Origin of the sequence: Paenibacillus sanfengchensis (assembly GCF_036864765.1) — a bacterium.
GTDB lineage: Bacteria > Bacillota > Bacilli > Paenibacillales > Paenibacillaceae > Fontibacillus > Fontibacillus sanfengchensis.
This window is the reverse complement of the sequence record NZ_JBAGJC010000005.1, coordinates 110,632-128,335: the sequence shown is the minus strand read 5'-3', so window position 1 is coordinate 128,335 and position 17,704 is coordinate 110,632. Positions and strand designations below refer to the sequence as shown.

At 53.9% G+C, this 17,704-nt stretch carries 15 protein-coding genes; 11 read left to right on the top strand and 4 right to left on the bottom strand.

The window, feature by feature from the left end:
- The first annotated feature begins 284 nt into the window (after nucleotides 1-284).
- The 6 genes from V4U84_RS12455 (at nucleotide 285) to ptsP (ending at nucleotide 6,834) form a co-directional block, all read left to right on the top strand.
- Nucleotides 285-881: a hypothetical protein gene (locus tag V4U84_RS12455; RefSeq protein WP_334071811.1), complete on the top strand. Its 597-nt coding sequence runs from the start codon at nucleotides 285-287 to the stop codon at nucleotides 879-881.
- Between the two features lie 160 nt (nucleotides 882-1,041).
- Nucleotides 1,042-2,451 (top strand): NADP-dependent phosphogluconate dehydrogenase, encoded by a 1,410-nt coding sequence (gene gndA, locus V4U84_RS12450; protein WP_334071810.1) that lies wholly within the window; start codon nucleotides 1,042-1,044, stop codon nucleotides 2,449-2,451.
- Between the two features lie 198 nt (nucleotides 2,452-2,649).
- On the top strand, nucleotides 2,650-3,162 hold the full coding sequence (locus tag V4U84_RS12445) for a shikimate kinase (protein ID WP_334071809.1): 513 nt from the start codon (nucleotides 2,650-2,652) through the stop codon (nucleotides 3,160-3,162).
- A 30-nt stretch (nucleotides 3,163-3,192) separates the two neighbouring features.
- The gene (aroA, locus tag V4U84_RS12440; protein ID WP_334071808.1) at nucleotides 3,193-4,485 is read left to right on the top strand and encodes a 3-phosphoshikimate 1-carboxyvinyltransferase; all 1,293 of its coding nucleotides are present in this window, start codon (nucleotides 3,193-3,195) and stop codon (nucleotides 4,483-4,485) included.
- A 23-nt stretch (nucleotides 4,486-4,508) separates the two neighbouring features.
- Entirely contained in the window at nucleotides 4,509-4,934 is a 426-nt protein-coding gene (locus tag V4U84_RS12435) for a CoA-binding protein (RefSeq protein ID WP_334071807.1), read from the top strand.
- A gap of 163 nt (nucleotides 4,935-5,097) precedes the next feature.
- Nucleotides 5,098-6,834, top strand: a complete 1,737-nt coding sequence (gene ptsP, locus V4U84_RS12430) for a phosphoenolpyruvate--protein phosphotransferase (protein ID WP_334071806.1) — start codon at nucleotides 5,098-5,100, stop codon at nucleotides 6,832-6,834.
- 89 nt (nucleotides 6,835-6,923) lie between these two features.
- Here ptsP and V4U84_RS12425 read toward each other — a convergent pair whose 3' ends face one another.
- The gene (locus V4U84_RS12425; RefSeq protein WP_334072061.1) at nucleotides 6,924-7,454 is read right to left on the bottom strand and encodes a type 1 glutamine amidotransferase domain-containing protein; all 531 of its coding nucleotides are present in this window, start codon (nucleotides 7,452-7,454) and stop codon (nucleotides 6,924-6,926) included.
- A 167-nt stretch (nucleotides 7,455-7,621) separates the two neighbouring features.
- On the opposite strand from V4U84_RS12425, the gene V4U84_RS12420 reads away from it, so the two are divergent.
- The 4 genes from V4U84_RS12420 to V4U84_RS12405 all read left to right on the top strand — a co-directional run bounded on the left by V4U84_RS12420 (nucleotide 7,622) and on the right by V4U84_RS12405 (nucleotide 10,484).
- Nucleotides 7,622-8,065, top strand: coding sequence for a hypothetical protein (locus tag V4U84_RS12420; protein ID WP_334077271.1), 444 nt, complete (start codon nucleotides 7,622-7,624; stop codon nucleotides 8,063-8,065).
- A 109-nt stretch (nucleotides 8,066-8,174) separates the two neighbouring features.
- On the top strand, nucleotides 8,175-8,516 hold the full coding sequence (gene ytxJ / locus V4U84_RS12415; protein WP_334071804.1) for a bacillithiol system redox-active protein YtxJ: 342 nt from the start codon (nucleotides 8,175-8,177) through the stop codon (nucleotides 8,514-8,516).
- 110 nt (nucleotides 8,517-8,626) lie between these two features.
- Nucleotides 8,627-9,631, top strand: coding sequence for a catabolite control protein A (ccpA, locus tag V4U84_RS12410; RefSeq protein ID WP_334071803.1), 1,005 nt, complete (start codon nucleotides 8,627-8,629; stop codon nucleotides 9,629-9,631).
- Nucleotides 9,632-9,770: 139 nt separating this feature from the next.
- Nucleotides 9,771-10,484 (top strand): 5'-methylthioadenosine/adenosylhomocysteine nucleosidase, encoded by a 714-nt coding sequence (locus tag V4U84_RS12405; RefSeq protein ID WP_334071801.1) that lies wholly within the window; start codon nucleotides 9,771-9,773, stop codon nucleotides 10,482-10,484.
- Between the two features lie 13 nt (nucleotides 10,485-10,497).
- Here V4U84_RS12405 and V4U84_RS12400 read toward each other — a convergent pair whose 3' ends face one another.
- Together V4U84_RS12400 and V4U84_RS12395 are read right to left on the bottom strand one after the other, a co-directional pair.
- Nucleotides 10,498-11,691, bottom strand: a complete 1,194-nt coding sequence (locus V4U84_RS12400; RefSeq protein ID WP_334071800.1) for an acetoin utilization protein AcuC — start codon at nucleotides 11,689-11,691, stop codon at nucleotides 10,498-10,500.
- A gap of 31 nt (nucleotides 11,692-11,722) precedes the next feature.
- A complete protein-coding gene (locus V4U84_RS12395) occupies nucleotides 11,723-12,355 on the bottom strand; it encodes a GNAT family N-acetyltransferase (RefSeq protein WP_334072060.1) in 633 nt (210 codons plus the stop codon).
- 279 nt (nucleotides 12,356-12,634) lie between these two features.
- On the opposite strand from V4U84_RS12395, the gene acsA reads away from it, so the two are divergent.
- Nucleotides 12,635-14,359 carry an acetate--CoA ligase gene (gene acsA, locus V4U84_RS12390; RefSeq protein ID WP_334071799.1) on the top strand — a complete coding sequence of 575 codons (1,725 nt, stop codon included), beginning with the start codon at nucleotides 12,635-12,637 and terminating at the stop codon, nucleotides 14,357-14,359.
- A gap of 76 nt (nucleotides 14,360-14,435) precedes the next feature.
- Here the strand turns inward: acsA and V4U84_RS12385 are convergent, their stop codons facing one another.
- A complete protein-coding gene (locus V4U84_RS12385; protein ID WP_334071798.1) occupies nucleotides 14,436-17,528 on the bottom strand; it encodes a transglycosylase domain-containing protein in 3,093 nt (1,030 codons plus the stop codon).
- Nucleotides 17,529-17,704 lie beyond the last annotated feature (176 nt).

The following is a 17,704-nucleotide window of genomic DNA, read 5'->3' as shown; positions in this document are numbered from 1 at the left end:
TCTGACCTCCATTACAACGCTAAACTGTTTGACTTATGTTCCAAGTATAACATACTTGCCGTGACCGGATTCCCGAGTTCGGGCCCGGCAAGAGGGCCCTGCTGAAGGAAAGCTCGCGCCCTTTTGCGTCAGAAACAGCCCGTTAAGGGTAAAAATAATCAATAATCCAAGTTCTTTTACATAAGATGAAGTATAAGATAGGGTAAGCCGAAAGTGGGAGGAAAGCGAAGACGCCGAAGCCCTTCAAGACAAGGGAAGCGGGGTGAAAAAAGGGAGGGAGTGCCGTGAACAAAAGCTATGAAGTGGAATACTGCAACCTGGAACTCCGATTCGACCGCCGGCACATACAGCAGTTGATCCGCGATTTGATCCAAGACGGATATTCTTTATATTGGAGTGAGAATGAATCCATTTTTATCATTTCCGTACGCACGGGACGCAAGCTGACAAAGCTGCGCTTTCAGCGCCTGGCGAACGGATACAAGCTCGTGGGCGATTACGTGATCAAGGACGCCAAGCTGGCCGAATGGCTGGAGAAGCTGATCGGCGATCTGCGGGGGCATGCGGTGGTCAAACGGTTCAAGGACCGTCAAATTTTCATCGAGAACATCCTGTTCGGCGAAGTGATTCGCTTAGTGGAAATCAACGGCATGGAGCACCGCGTCATCTATCAGAAGGGCCCGGTATTGGATCTGGAGAAGATGTCGGAAATTTACGCCTCCCAATCGGCGGAGCAGCAGTTGGAAACGCTTCAGCAAGAGCTGGACCGGGAGCTGGAAAGATTGTACGAAGCGCTGCAAAAAGGGGACGACGAATTGGCCGAAGCCTGCAAGGAAAGACTGCGCAAACTCCGGATCAAACTGATCTCCCTTGAATGGTAGCCCTATGTTTAAGGTAAACTAGGATTAAAAAACTCATTGCCGGCCCCCTGATCGATGGGGGTTGTTTTCTGGGCGCGTGACCTCAAGGGGTTCACTTCTGTACGCAAAAGAGTTAAAATGATATTATTGATAAAAAAATAGTGTGCAAAGGATGGAGACCATGTCAAAACAACAGATTGGCGTTATCGGCCTGGCCGTTATGGGCAAAAACCTGGCCCTCAATATTGAAAGCAGGGGCTTTACCGTTTCGGTATTTAACCGTTCCCCGCAAAAGACGCATGACCTCCTGGAGAACGAAGGCAAAGGGAAGAACCTGGTCGGCACGTTCTCGGTCGAGGAATTTGTGCAGTCCCTGGAAACGCCTCGCAAAATTTTGATCATGGTACAAGCCGGTTCCGCAACCGACGCTACCATTGAGAGCCTGCTTCCTTATCTGGATCAAGGCGACATCATTATCGACGGAGGCAACGCCTTCTTCCCGGATACGCAGCGCCGCAGCAAAGAGCTTGAAGCCAAGGGCTTCCGCTTCATCGGAACCGGGGTGTCCGGCGGTGAGGAAGGCGCCTTGAAAGGGCCGGCGATCATGCCTGGCGGACAGGAAAGCGCCTATAAGCTTGTAGAGCCGATCTTGACGGCGATTTCCGCAAAAGTGAACGGCGATCCTTGCTGTACATATATCGGGCCGGACGGTGCAGGACACTATGTCAAAATGGTCCATAACGGCATCGAGTACGGCGACATGCAATTGATCGGCGAAGCTTATCACTTGCTCAAGGATGTTCTTGGCGTGGATGCCAAGGAATTGCATGAAATCTTCTCGGAATGGAACAAAGGCGAGCTCGACAGCTATCTGATCGAGATTACGGCCGACATTTTCTCGCAGTATGACGAAGAAACCGGCAAGCCGATGGTTGATGTGATTCTCGACGCAGCCGGACAAAAAGGCACCGGCAAATGGACAAGCCAAAGCGCGCTCGATCTCGGCGTACCTTTGTCCATGATCACGGAGTCCGTCTTCTCCCGCTTCCTGTCCGCGATGAAGGAAGAGCGGGTAGCGGCAAGCAAAGTGCTTAACGGTCCGGCCAAGAAGCCGTTCAGCGGCGACAAAGCGGAATTTATCGAGAATGTGCGCAAAGCGCTGTTCGCCAGCAAAATCGTTTCCTATGCCCAAGGCTTCGCGCAAATGCGCGCCGCTTCCGACGAATACGGCTGGGATCTGAAATACGGCAATATCGCGATGATTTTCCGCGGCGGCTGCATTATCCGCTCGCAATTCCTGCACAATATCAAGGAAGCTTACGACCGCGATCCGGCCCTCAAAAATTTGCTGCTGGATTCCTACTTCAAAAACGTGGTGGAAAGCTACCAGGACGCATGGCGCAAAGTCGTATCCGTCGCCGTGGAGAACGGCATTCCGGTACCGGGCTTTGCCAGCGCATTGTCCTACTACGACAGCTACCGGACGGAGCGCCTCCCGGCCAACCTGCTGCAAGCGCAGCGCGACTACTTCGGTGCCCACACGTTCAAACGAGTGGACAAGGAAGGCGTCTTCCATCACCAATGGTTCTAAGAAACGCCGCATAACAGAGAACTAAGTACAAATCAGCGCCACGGCCGCGGAATGATCCGTTTGCCGCGGCGCTTTTTTAATGGCGGCTGGAAGAGAATGCCTTGATTGAAGAAGGGTGCCAAAGTGACCGGGCCTGTGTTATGATATGAAAAAGTTATTTTTGGCCTTTTTAGCGTATGATATGAAAAGGGTGGAGTCATGGAGAGCAAGAAGGATGTCATTGTGCTGGTCGGAATGATGGGGACCGGCAAATCGACGGTAGGCGCTTATCTCGCCGCGGAAACAGGCTATCGCCTGCTGGACCTGGATGCTCTAGTCGCTGCCGAAGCGGGCTTAAGTATTCCCCGGTTGTTTGAGGAGAAGGGGGAGCTTTATTTTCGCGACTTGGAAACCCGGGTGCTGTGCGAAACGCTGAAAGAGCGCGGGGCGGTGCTGGCGACCGGCGGCGGAGCGGTGCTTCGGCCGGAGAATTGCCGGGAAATGCTTGCACGTGGCTGGGTCGTAGCGCTTCAGGCTACGGCGGAAGAAATTCTGGCCCGTGTCGGGGAAGATCCGAACAGGCCGCTTCTCGCCGGCGGAGCCAAAGCAAGAATCGCGGCGCTGTTGGAGGAGCGTAAGCATGCCTATGATTTTGCCGACGTCACGATCAATACAACCGGCAAGAGTGCGGGGGAAGTGTCCGCCGAGATTTTAATGCATTACCGCGGCTAATCGACAATATTTGCAAAGGGGAATTTACATATGGACATGATCGTAAGGCCTACGGCAGAACTGAAGGGAGAGTTTGGAGCGCTTTCCTCGAAAAATTATACAACCCGGTATTTGCTCGTCGCCGCTTTGGCGGAAGGGACAAGTACGATTTATTACCCCGCCCATAGCGAGGACAGCGACGCAATGCGCCGTTGCATTCAAGATCTCGGGGCGGTGCTGGAGGAGGACGACGAGAAGATCGTGATCACCGGTTTCGGCAAGCACCCGCGGGATGTGAAGGAGCTCAACGTCGGCAACGCCGGAGCGGTGCTGCGGTTTTTGATGGCGATCGCTTCGCTTTGCCCGGAAGTCACTTTTGTGAACACCTATCCGGATTCCCTGGGCAAGCGCCCGCACACCGACTTGATCGAAGCGCTGGAAAGCATGGGTGTGGAAATTGAGCACCAGGAAGGCCGCCTTCCGATTACGATTCGCGGAGGACGTCCGATGGGCGGGAAAATCCGCGTATCGGGCGAAGTCAGCTCCCAGTATTTGAGCGCTCTGCTCTTCTTAGCCCCGCTGCTGGAGGAAGACAGCGAGATCGAAGTGCTGGGTGACCTGAAATCGAAAGTCGTGATCGGACAGACTTTGGAGGTGCTGGAGCAAGCGGGGATTATCGTGGACGCTTCAAGCGACTACAGGTTCTTCCGCGTTCAAGGGCGCCAAAGCTACCAGGCGAAAAATTATACGGTCCAAGGCGATTACCCCGGGTCGGCGGCGATTCTGGCGGCGGCGGCGGTCACCAAATCCGATGTGAAAATACACCGGCTGATGGAGGGCAGCAAGCAAGGTGAACGGGCGATCGTCGATGTGCTGCAAATGATGGACGTCCCGCTCAGCCATCGTGACGATACGGTGCACGTGCTCGGCAACGGCCGGCTGCGTCCGGTGGAATTCGACGGCGATGCCGCCACCGATGCCGTGCTGGCGATGGTGGCCGCGGCGGTGTTTGCGGAAGGAACGTCCCGCTTCTATAACGTGGAGAACTTACGGTATAAGGAATGCGACCGGATTACAGACTACCTGAATGAACTGAGAAAAGCAGGGGCCAAAGTGGAGGAACGGCAATCCGAGATCATCGTGCACGGGCGGCCTACGGGATTGGAAGGCGGCGCGACGATCGACGCGCATTATGATCACCGGGTGATCATGGCGCTCACGGTCGTAGGTTTGCGGTGCAAGGAACCGCTATTGATTAAGGATGCGCACCATGTGGCGAAATCATATCCGCAATTTTTCGATCATCTTAAGGCGCTTGGCGCATCGGTAGAGTGGGTAAAATAAGGTCAAGAAAGGTGTGATGCAACATGGCATTTGAAAATCCAAGTCGGGATGAAATCAAGAAGATTTTGGAGAACGCCGGAAACATCGCTGTCGTCGGCTTGTCCGACAAGACGGACCGGACCTCTTACATGGTCTCACAGGCCCTGCAAAATAACGGTTACCGGATTATTCCGGTAAATCCGTCCGTCAGCGGGGAAATTCTCGGCGAGAAAGTGTACGCTTCCCTGAAGGATATTCCCGAGCCGGTGGATATCGTTAACGTATTCCGCCGCAGCGAATATACGCCGGAAGTGGCCCGCGAAGCGGTGGAAATCGGGGCGCATGTGCTCTGGCTTCAGCTCGGCATCGCGAGCGATGAAGCGTATGAAATTGCCTCGAAAGGCGGTCTGACAGTGATTATGGACCGGTGCATTAAAGTGGAGGACAGCATTTTGATCGGCAAAAGGTAATTTGTTGTAATAAATAAAGGATGGGCGTCCTGAAGTCATCGGAGATGGCGGGGATGCCTTCTTTGCGTAAATTCCTTTGACAAATTTACGAAGCTGGGCTTACCATAAAGTATTAGAGAGAGGGTATCCTATACTTCACAGTAAGGACTTAGGGGGTCGAAACATGATACAGGGTATCGGAGCAGCGGCTGGCGTCGCCATCGGCAAGGCGTTCGTGCTGCCCGCCTGGGAGTGGGATGTGCCGGATCGCCGGATGGAGAAGGTGGATCTCGCCAAAGAGTTCGAGAGACTATATGAGGGGATCCGAACCTCCAAGACCGAGATTGAGTTCATGAAGAACGAAATCAAGGAAACGGTGGGGGTCGCGGAGTCCAGCATTTTTGATGCGCATATCGCCATTTTGGAAGACCCTGTATTTATGAGCGAGATTCAGGGCATTATCGAACGGCAGTATAAGGCTGCCGAGGTTGCGGTAAAGGAAGCGATCGATCACTTTGTCACGATGTTCGATCTGCTGGATGATGAATATATGAAGGAGCGGGCGCTGGATATCAAGGATGTCGGCAACCGGCTGTTGAAGCATTTGCTGGGAACGCCGGAGATTACGCTGCCGTCGGATACCCAGCCTTACATTCTGGTAGCCAAGGAATTGTCACCGTCCCAGCTCGTGCATCTGAATCCCGAGAACGTGCTGGGGATGGTAACGATGGCCGGGGGCAAAACCTCGCATTCCGCGATCATGGCCCGGGCGCTGGGCATTCCGCTGGTATCCGGTCTGGAGCATAAGCTGACGAAACCGCTGCAGACCGGGGACCTGCTCGTCGTCGACGGCGATGAAGGCTGGCTTTACCTGGATCCGGAGCAGGAAATTATCGACCGGTACACCGAGATCGCCGAGAAGCAGCGCCGCCGCAAGGAGCAGCTGCAGTTGCTCGCTTCCGTCGATGCGGTGACAAGGGACGGCTACCGGATGCAGCTGGCCGGGAATATCAGCTCGGTCAAGGATTTCGAGCAGGCGATCAAATACGGAGCTCAGGGCGTAGGGCTGTTCCGCACGGAATTTCTGTACATGGACCGCCCGGCTTTCCCGAGCGAAGACGAGCAGTTTGAGGTTTACCGCCAAATTGTCGAGAAGGCGGACGGCCACCCGGTCGTCATTCGCACGCTGGATATCGGCGGAGACAAGCAGCTGGAGTATTTTACGATTCCGGAGGAAGAGAATCCGGTGCTCGGCTATCGCGGAATCCGCATCAGTCTGGACAGCAAAGAGCTGTTCAAAATCCAGTTGACGGCGATTTTGCGGGCCAGTGTTTACGGCCAAATCAAAATTTTGCTGCCGATGGTGTCCTCGTTGGAGGAATTGAAACGGGCCAAAGGGTTTGTGGAAGAAGCTAAGCGGGAGCTGTCCGATCGCGGGCTGCCGTATTCCGGCGAAGTGGAAGTCGGCGTGATGATTGAAGTTCCGGCTGCGGCAGCCATAGCCGATCTGCTCGCCAGAGAAGCCGATTTCTTCAGTATCGGTACGAATGACCTGGTCCAGTACGTGCTGGCGGTCGACCGGATGAACGAAAAGATCGCCCACATGTACAACTCTTACCACCCGGCCGTGCTTCGCATGCTTCGCCAAACCGTAACGGCCGCAAAGGAAGCCGGCATAGCGGTCAGCGTGTGCGGCGAGATGGCCGGCGACGAAAAAGTGCTGCCGATCTGGCTGTACCTCGGGGTCGATACGCTCAGTATGTCGCCGCAGTCCTTGCTGCGGGTTAAACACCGGATTTTAAACAGTTCGGTGAAGGAAGCCGAGGAAGAGGGACGTTACTGCTACGGCTTGTCGACGAGCGAGGAAATCGAAGCCGAGCTTACCCGCTATTTGGGGAAGGACCCGGTACTTGGCCGCTAGGCGGTGCTACGGCCACATCGAATATATGAAAAGCTGAGAAAGACCCGGGACGATTCCCGGGTCTTTCTCAGCTTAACTGTTTGCTAAAACTATTGTGCGGAGTCCGCCAAAGCATCGACGAATGCCTTTCCGTATTCCGTCAAATCGGGCGGGCGCCGGGCGGAGACGATATGTCCATCGACCACGACGGGCTCGTCCTTCCATACGGCTCCGGCATTTTCCATATCATCGCGAATTCCCGGCGTGGAGGTGACGGTGACGCCTTTCAGGATGCCGGCGGAAATCAGAACCCATCCCGCATGACAAATTTGCCCAATCGGCTTCTTTGCTTCATTCAACTCCCGAATGACCTCCAGCACCTTCCCGTACCGGCGCAGCTTATCGGGAGCCCAGCCTCCGGGCACAAGGATCCCGTCGTAATCGCTGGAACGGACCTCCTCAAACGACATATCCGTCACGGCGGGGACTCCATATTTGCCGATGTATTTTTTGCCTTTCTCCAACCCGGCCAGATGCACCTCGGCCCCTTCCTCGCGAACGCGATAAATCGGGTACCACAGCTCCAAGTCCTCAAATTCCTCATCGACCAGGGCGATCACCTTTTTACCAGATAATCTCAAATTCGTCTCCTCCTGTCTGCTTTTTCTCTTGACGAAAATCGTTTTCAATATTTTAATTGTATCAAAAATGATGTTCTTCTTCATGCTCATAGCGCAAGGATAATCCTTCTTGCGCTGGAATCTTTATCCGACTCAAAACGTGATGGACTATTTATGAGGTGATTCCTATGCGCAGGCTTTGCCGCTGCGGACAAAAAATGAATTTCGGATTCCGGCTGGTCGTGTTTGAAAACAAATTTCAAATCGATCGGGTGCCGATCTTTGAATGCGAAGACTGCAACTTCTACGAAGTGCTGCCGTTCGTCAAGCCGGATCTGCTGGACTTGCTGGATCAGTTGAAACAACAGAACGCTAAAGGACGCGTATTTTTCACCGAAGTCAATGAACTTGCGGATGTGCTTTATGAGTTGTCCCGCAAATGGACGAAGGCGGACTCCGTATTGTTTGAAGCTATGCTGGAACAGCATTGTGAAGAGCGCATCAATCTGCTGCTTGATTTATACGGCTGTGCGCAAAAGATGAATGATGAAAACTGGATGAAAGAAATCGCGGCAAGGCTGGCAACTTTGTCGAAGTTTGTAAAAGATCGTCAGTTTTTGAGCACGAAATAAAAGATAATCTTAATGAATTTGTCGCCATGAGTTGTATTTCGCGTGCCGTTTTTGGTAAGATATGATTTAGGAAAATGAAAATTGATTTTCTGAAAGGAATGGATGCGAGATGCCTGAATTGAGGAGAATCACGTCAAAAGAGGATCTGCACCGTGTCTTGGAACATTCGGCGAGTCAGCCGCTGCTGCTGTTTAAGCACAGTACGCGCTGCCCGATCAGTTCCGGCGCCTACCGGGAATTGGAGAACTATCTGAAGGGCTCTCCCAACGAGAAGATTACATACGGACTGATTTATGTAGTGGAGGACCGCGAGGTCTCCAATGAGGCCGCCGAGGTTCTCGCCGTCAAGCATGAATCGCCGCAGGCTCTTTTGGTAAAGGACGGACAAGCGGTATGGCATACTTCGCATTCCAGGATCACCGCAGAGGCCCTGCAAGGAATTCTTGTGTAAATGAAGCGTTATCATTGCACAAAGTAGTATTTTGTCGTATCATAAATTTAATTGAAACATTGGGCTCGCGGAGTAATGAGTGAAAATCTATTGGCAATGGAGAGAATAATGTGACGGTTACCATTTACGATGTGGCTCGTGAAGCGGGCGTCTCGATGGCTACGGTTTCCCGGGTTGTGAATAACAATCCCAATGTGAAGCCGCAAACTCGGAAAAAAGTGTACGAAGCGATTGAACGTTTGGGATATCGTCCGAATGCGGTGGCAAGAGGTCTTGCCAGCAAGAAGACGACAACGGTCGGAGTGGTGATTCCAGATATTTCGAATTCGATTTTTGCCGAGATTGCAAGAGGTATCGAAGATATCGCGAACATGTACCACTATAATATTATTTTATGTAATGCGGACAAGAAGAAAGAGAAGGAAATTCGGGTCATCAACACGTTGCTTGAGAAACAAGTGGACGGGCTTCTGTTCATGGGCGGAACCGTGACGGAAGAGCATGTTCAGGCGTTTCAGACTTCGGCTGTCCCGATCGTTCTCTGCGCAACAAGCGACGAAGACGGGATGATTCCCTCGGTGGATATCGACCATGAAGCAGCGGCCTTCGATGCGGTCAGCACGCTGGTTCGCCATGGCCATCGGCACATTGCAATGATCAGCGGCACGCTGCAGGATCCGGCAAACGGTTATGCGCGCTTCCAAGGGTACAAACGCGCCCTGGAAACCGCGGGAATTCCTTATGACGAGGATCTTGTGCGGATCGGCAATTACCGGTATGAATCCGGGGTGGAAGCGATGAAATATTTCCTGGGGCTCAAGAAACGGCCTTCCGCGATTTTTGCCGCTACGGACGAGATGGCGATCGGTGCGATTCACAGCATTCAGGATGAAGGCTTGAAAGTGCCGGATGATTTCTCGATCATCAGCGTCGACAATATTCGTATGGCTTCCATGGTGCGTCCTCAGTTGACGACGGTCGCCCAGCCGATGTATGACTTGGGAGCGGTAGCCATGCGCCTTCTGACGAAACTGATGAAGAAAGAAACCGTGGAGAATCCTCGGGTCATTTTGCCGCACGAAACGATTTTGCGGTTGTCCGTCAGCCACGTTTAGGCTGCTTTCAATTATAGAGAAGATTAGATAGACAAATATATGAAAAAGGTTATAACGGAAAAAAGCTCCTCATGAAGGAGCTTTTTTTAGGCTGTAGGGCAAGTTAAGCTTACATAAATCGATAAAGGAGCGATTGAACATGCTGAAAACAATCGGAATCATCGGGGCGATGGATGAAGAGCTGGCGCTGCTGCTGGACGGCATGGAAGCCAAGGAACCGGTAGCTCAGGCGGGGCTTTCCTTTGTGAAAGGGAAGTTCCACGGCAAAGACGTCGTGGTGTGCAAATCCGGCGTAGGGAAAGTGAATGCCGCGATAACCACGCAGGTGCTGGTCGACCGTTTTGACGTCGGGATGATCTGGTTTACCGGGGTGGCTGGCGCGTTGCATCCTTCGCTGGATATCGGCGATATCGTGATCTCGTCGTCATGCCAGCAGCACGATATGGACTGCTCGCCGATCGGATTCCCCCGCGGGGTGACTCCGTTTCAAGAGGTGTCCGATTTTCCGGCCGCCCCCCGGCTGATCAAGCTCGCGGAGGAAGCTTGCTCCCGCGTTTGCCGGGAAAACGGCTACAGGGTCGGGAGAATTTTGTCGGGTGACCAGTTTATCGCCGATCCGGCAGTCGTCCGCTTTCTCTATGAAAGCATGGACGGAACCTGCGTGGAGATGGAAGGCGGGGCGATCGGTCAAGTCTGCCATATGAACGCCGTGCCTTATGTGATGCTGCGCTCGATGTCCGACAAAGCGGACGGAACGGCGGACGTGAATTTCGCCGAGTTTACCGTGATCGCTTCTAAGCGCTCATTTGAGATTATTGAAGACATGATCCAACATGTGGATTCTCTAAACTAATCAAGACCCTGCTTTAGGGGGCCGGCGGATAATCCTGAAGCGCAACCGCGAGATTCTCGCGGTTTTTTGCCGTAATTTCCGCCCTGCGGTGAATCGCCTCCCAACGCGTTAAATCGTCGAGCCAAAACGCGGGGAGGGGCGTCGGCGTTTGACTCTGCCATTTCTCGGCCCAGCTCTGCGGCAGCTTGGTTTGCGGCCGGTCTTCCCGGTCAAGCACCCGTTTCAGCGGATGTTGGCTCATTTCCAACCAAAGCAGGCTCCAGGCACGGGGAACGACCCGCCACATATCGTAGCCGCCTCCGCCGACGGCGACCCATCGCCCCCCGCAATGCGTATGGGCCAGCCGATGGAGAATCGCCGGCATCTCGCTGTATATGGCCATACTGCAGTGCATATGGCTTAACGGATCCAAAGCATGGGCATCGCAGCCATGCAGGCTGACGATCAAATCCGGCTTGAAATAGTTTGCCAGCCGCGTAATGGAGGTTTCGAAGCACTCCATCCAGGAGGCGTCCTCCGTATAGGGCTGGAGCGGAATGTTCAAGCAGGCTCCGTAGCCCAAATGTTCACCCCGTTCATGAAGAAATCCCGTTCCGGGAAACAAATATTTTCCCGTTTCATGAATGGAATATGTACACACATCCGGATCGGAATAGAAGCTCCACTGCACCCCGTCGCCGTGGTGAACGTCGGTGTCCACGTACAGCACCCGGGCCCCGAAGCGGTGTTTCGCGTAGGCGATGGCCACGGCGGCATCGTTATAGACGCAGAAGCCGGCGGCTTTCGCGGACAGGGCATGGTGCAGACCGCCGCCCAAATGCAGAGCGTGGTCCGCCCGGCCCGACAGGACCGCGTCCACCGCGGTGATCGTGCCTCCCACAACGTAAGAGGCCGCGTCGTGCATGCCGGGGAAATACGGCGTGTCCTCGTCCATCAGGCCGTACTGCTCCGCACGCTCCGTCCACGCCGGATCAGGCGGAGAGTCGCTGAGCGCCTTAACCGCTTCGACGTAGGCGGGCTGGTGAATCCAGAGAAGCTCCTCCTCCGTGGCGGGACGGGAGACAAGCATCTGCCCGGAACTCAGCGCGCCGCAGGCTTGCAGAAGCTCCAGCGTCAGCCGCAGCCGGATCGGGTGAAACGGGTGATGATCGTGGAAACGGTAATTCATCGATTGCTCATGATGGACAAATAAAGCGTTTCCAGACATGGCGTCACGCGTCCTTTCACGTAAGTCTTGGTTAATACATGAAGCGCTGCTGGAAACGAATCCGGTCAAACTGTTCCTTCGATTCGAGCGGAACTTCTTTGCCGATCCGGACCATCAGGCAGTTGGCGGGGTGGGAGCAAATTTCCGGATCATCCGTCGCATACCAGACCATATCGACGGTCTGCATCAGCCGCTCCATCATTTTACGGTAATCCCAGACGGAAAGGCCGCTGCTTTTTAAATCCCAGTGCCAATAGTACTCCGTCGTAAATACGATGTATTTCTCCATCTGACCGTCCTCAAAAGCGGTACGAATCAAACTTGACCCGATACGGCGGGATCTGTATTCATTGGAAACCTCGATGGCCCCGAGCTCGATCAAATCGGGCATATTTCCTTGCGACCATCGCTCCATCTCGTCGGGATAATGGAACGTTACATAGCCGATAATGACCTCCTGGTCCCGGGCGATAATAATCCGCCCTTCCGGCAGTCCCGCAATCTCAATCAACGCTTCCAGCTGTTCTTCGGGACGGCGGAAAGCGTCGAGATCCGGGTGCATCCGAAGCGAGGCTAAATGAGAAGGAGTAACAGGACCTTCCAAAATGAGCTCACGATCGGTTTGGGGCAGGGTATGGCGGATATACGTTTTTCGGTGTTCCATCATTGCCGCCTCCTTTGCTCGTTCCCCTAACATATAGCAGAAAAATGCAAAATTGAAAAGTATAGCCGGGGGAAAAGACGTGTGATATAATGATTTCCGACATAATTTATTCATAAATATAACTTGACATCGTGATTTTTGTAACATTATTTCGATTCAACTATTTGTCCAATTCCCCGAACAAAAATTGTCCTGCTTACGCAATCAACTTTGTATCCGTTTTCATGAGTTTGATCTATTCTATTATATGTTTTGCAAAGATCAAGGGAGGATGGAACGATGAGCCAATTGCAAGGTGAAATTATTTCGACGGACGCGCCTTCATCGAATTTGGGTAATTATGAAGCGGCGTATGCGAATTTCAACTGGGAGGATGTGGAGAAGCAGTTCTCCTGGTATGTGACCGGGAAGGTCAATCTTGCCTATGAAGCGATTGACCGGCATGTCGATGCCGGCCAGGGTGACCGCCCTGCGCTTTTGTTCAGCGATTCGACACGGAACGAGTCGTATACGTTTGCGGACCTGCAGCGCAAGTCCAATCAGTTCGCCAATGTGCTCCGCGGCCAGGGGATTTCCAAAGGGGACCGTGTATTTGTATTTATGCCGCGCAGCCCGGAATTATATGTCAGTATTCTTGGCATTATTAAAATCGGCGCCGTGGTCGGCCCGCTATTCGAAGCTTTCATGGAGACGGCCGTCAAGGACCGTCTGGAGGACAGCGGGGCGGCAGCGCTCGTGACCACGCCAGCACTACTGCCCCGGGTCAAGCGGGATGAGCTTCCCTTGCTGAAGACGATTTTTCTGGTAGGAGATGATGTGGCTCCCCAAGAGGGGATTGTAGATTACCATCTGGCTATGGAAGCCGCCTCCGAGGAGACGGAAATCGAGTGGGTCAATCGGGAGGATGGTTTAATCTTGCACTATACTTCCGGATCGACCGGAAAGCCCAAGGGCGTCTATCATGTCCACAACGCCATGCTGCAGCATTACCACACGGGAAGGGTCGTCCTTGATCTTCGCCAGGATGATGTGTACTGGTGCACGGCCGATCCCGGCTGGGTCACCGGTACATCCTACGGCATCTTCGCCCCCTGGCTGCATGGCGTAACCAATGTTGTTCGCGGCGGACGATTCAGCCCCGGCGACTGGTACGAAACCTTGCAGCAGAACAAGGTTACAGTTTGGTACAGCGCGCCGACGGCATTCCGGATGCTGATGGGGGCCGGGGAGGATATCGTCAAGCAGTATGACCTCTCCAGTGTGCGGCATATCTTGTCCGTCGGGGAACCGCTCAACCCCGAGGTGGTCCGTTGGGGGCATAAGGTTTACGGACACCGTATCCATGATACGTGGTGGATGACCGAGACCGGGGGGCAATTGATCTGCAATTATCCGTCGATGGCGATCAAGCCGGGGTCGATGGGAAAACCGGTTCCCGGCATCGAGGCGGCCATCATTGACGATAACGGCAAAGTTCTGCCGCCGAACCGGATGGGGAACTTGGCTGTGCGGACGCCTTGGCCTTCGATGATGCGGCTGATCTGGAACAACGCGCCGAAGTACGAGGAATATTTCCGTATCCCCGGCTGGTATATTTCCGGTGATACGGCCTATGTGGACGAGGACGGATACTTTTGGTTCCAGGGGCGGATCGATGACGTCATCAATTCCTCCGGGGAACGGATCGGGCCTTTCGAGGTGGAGAGCAAGCTGGTCGAACACCCCGCAGTAGCCGAGGCCGGCGTGATCGGCAAGCCCGATCCGACGCGCGGCGAGATCATCAAGGCATTCATTTCGCTTCGTGAGGGTTACACGCCATCCGAGGAGTTGAAAGCGGAGATCGCCCGGTTCGTGAAGGAAGGCTTGTCGGCGCACGCGGCCCCGCGGGAGATCGAGTTTAAGGATAAACTGCCGAAGACCCGTTCCGGTAAAATTATGCGGCGCGTCCTGAAGGCATGGGAGCTCAATCTGCCGGCAGGCGATTTGTCCACGATTGAGGATTGAGCCGCTTAATTAAGAAAACCTCCTCTCCGGTTCCATGGATACGAGCAATCCATGGACGGAGGGGAGGTTTATTTGTTTACTTGCCGTATTGAACCGCGGCCGAAGGCGTCGATTCACCGACCTCGTTCACCGCGGTGATCTGAATCCACCCGCTGACGGCTTCATGCTTGAACTTGAACTGGGTGCTTGAAGTACTGCCCAGCTTGTTGAACGGCCCGCTCGCGTTTTCGGCGACATAGATATTGTAGCCGGATACGAATTCCGCGGAAGCGTTCGCTCCCCAGCTCACCGTTACATCTTTGTCGCTGACATGTGTTTCAACCTGACCCGGCGTGCTGGGAGCAACCGTGAGGTCCGGCGCTGTGCCGTCCCCTTCCTCGGCTTCCCCGGCGGGATCGGTGAGTTCGCCTTCGTTCTCCTCCGGTGGAGTCGTCTGGTTGGCTCCGACGATGGCGCTAGGCTGGGATTCTTTGCCCGCCACATCGACCGCCGTAACGTAATAGGAATAGCCGCCCTTTTCTCCCACGCTGATCGAAGTGGATTCCCCGGCCAACGCGGCTTGCCCGGTATACTTGAAGGTGCCTCCGTTTACGGCTTGGTACAAGCGGTAGCCGACTACGTCCTTCTGGGTGCTTTTGCTGAAGCTCACGCTTCCCGACTGGAGCGCCACATTGCTTGGCGCTGTCGGCGGCGCCCCGTCATCTGTCCGGGGATCCTGCTTCGTGGGCGCATCCTCGCCCGCGTCCCTCGGAATATAGTAGCTCAGCGACCGGTGACCGCCCCGCATCGATCCGAATGCTTTCTGCAAGTCGTCGATCAACTCTTTGATAGGTTTCTCCCGCTTCATGACTACCTTCTCGCGGACCATGTCCGAAGGTGTGGTGGACTTCGGAATATAATTAACTCCGTTATAGGTGATATATTTCATACGGACCAGGACATCGTCGGATTCTTTAGGGACGTATTTCGCATTGAAAATATCCGTGACCATCTTGCCGGCCTCCCGGGTCAGCTTGGTCGGCAGCTTGCCGCTGAAACCGGATACCGTGGCGGTGACAATGCCGTCCGGTTTGGTGAATTCCGGTGTGACGAACAGGTCTTTCTCATGCTCGGTGACTTCGTTCATCACCTTGGCCCAGATGGAGCGGGCCCGCGATTTGCCGGCATCGGACAGGGTGTTCTTAGGCTCTTTGTAACCGATCCAAATGCCGAGCGTCACGTCCGGCGTGTAACCCATAAACCAGACATCGGCGTAGTTTTGTGTCGTTCCCGTTTTGCCGACGATCGGAATTTTTCTGTAATTCTTGAAATCGCTTTTGATGGATTTACCTGTACCGCTGGTAATCACCGTTCTAAGCATATCCGTCATCAGGTAAGCGGTTTGCTTGGAAAAAACGCGCTTGGGTTCGGCTTTCTCCTGGTAAACGATATGCCCTTGCGAATCCACAATTTTGCCGATCATATAGGCGTCGTTGAACTCTCCGCCATTGGCGATGGCGCTGTAGGCGTTCGTAAGTTCCTCGACCGTTACCCCGTATCGCAAACCGCCGAGAACTCCCGTCTGCGCGGTATAATCCCGCTCATCCAGCGTCGTAATGCCGAGTTTTTTGGCGAAATCCCAGGCTTTATCGATGCCGACTACATCGTTGAACACCTTCAGGGCAGGGATGTTGCGGGATTCGTTCAGCGCCGTCCGGGCGGTAACGAGTCCTTTATAGCCGCCGCCGGAGTTGACCGGGATATGATAGCCTTTCGAACCGTCCCGCAAAATCACCGGCGAATCGTCGATGATGCTGGCCGGTTGAATCAATCCGGCCTCCATGGCCGGCAGGTAGGCGGCGATCGGCTTCATCGTCGAGCCGGGTTGACGCACCATTTGCGTGGCGTAATTCATCTGTTCCGTGTGAAAATCACGGCCTTCAATCATGCCCAGAATCGCCCCGGTGCGATTATCGATCATCATGCCGGCGACCTGCTCCAACCCTTTGGTTTTGCTGTATGGCGAAAAGTTATCCTTATCCTCCGCAACCTTGTGCATGGAGTTGTATACCTGCTTGTCGATCGTGGTGTATACCCGGTATCCGCCGGTAAGCAGTTCCTGCCGCGCTTCTTCGAGGATTTGCGGATTTTTGGCGATCTCCTCCTTGGACATCCCCGGGTTGTTCATCATCGCGACCACAATCGCCCCCTGGCGCTCCGTTTCAAGCATCAGGTAAGGGAAGGTTTCATAGGCCTTCTTCGTCTTGGGCGCGAGAGAGGCCTTAATATCGAACGTCAGCGCCTCGTCATATTGAGCTCGAGTAATTTTGTTCTCCTCCAGCATTCGCTGAAGCACAAGCTGTTGTCTTTTTATCGCGCGGTCAAAGTTCTCCTCGTTAAACTCGCCCTTGCCGTTGAAGGCCGAATAGGCCGATGGCCGCTGCGGCATCCCGGCCAAATAGGCGGCCTGCGCAATGTTCAGATCTTTCAGGTCGGTAATGTTGAAAATTCCCTTGGCCGCCGCTTTGATCCCATAGACTTGATATCCGTTCGAACCGTTGCCGAAAGGAACCTTGTTCAGATACGCCGTAAGGATCTCTTCTTTGGAGAGGAAACGCTCCAGTCTTAAAGCCAGCAAAATCTCCTTGACCTTCCGGTTATCCGTCCGGTCCAGATTCAAAAATACGCGGCGCGCCAACTGCTGGGTCAGCGTACTGCCGCCGGTCTGGATGTCTTCCTTGAGCAGTTTTTGTTTCACGGCCCGCAGGGTTCCCTTAAAGTCGATGCCCTTATGTTCTTGAAAATGGTTGTCCTCAATGGCGATGACCGCATCGATCACGGAGGAAGGGATCTCCTGGTAAGCGACAGGCCGCCGGTCTTCTTCCGAACGGAGCTGGCCGATCGGCTGGCCGTCCCGGAAGTAGGCGAATCCGGTTATGTCGTTATGGTTGATTTTTTGCTCGATATCGGCACGCGATCTCACCGGCTCGTCTTTGACGATCGAGGAGACGTATCCGAATACAACCCCTCCGGCAAACAAAGCTCCGGCAAAACCGAGCAGCACAAGCCAGCCGAGGGTGGACCATACCCAGCGTCCCCGTTTGCGTTTGGGAGCAGGCTTGGCGGAAGGCTTGTTGTTCCGGTTTTTTCTCTGCAGCTTTCCGGAATTGTTTTCGTTCTCATGAACCATGGATGCTCCTCCTTTTTAACAGCAACATTATAGCATAAAAAAGGGGATTTGGTTGATTTTCCACCCTACTTGCCAGGTATTCGCCAAGGTTTTCGCATATTATTCCGTTTGACTTTGGAAATGTACCTGTGATATAAAATAGCTAATTGTATATCGCTAAAGGCTTGGATAGACAT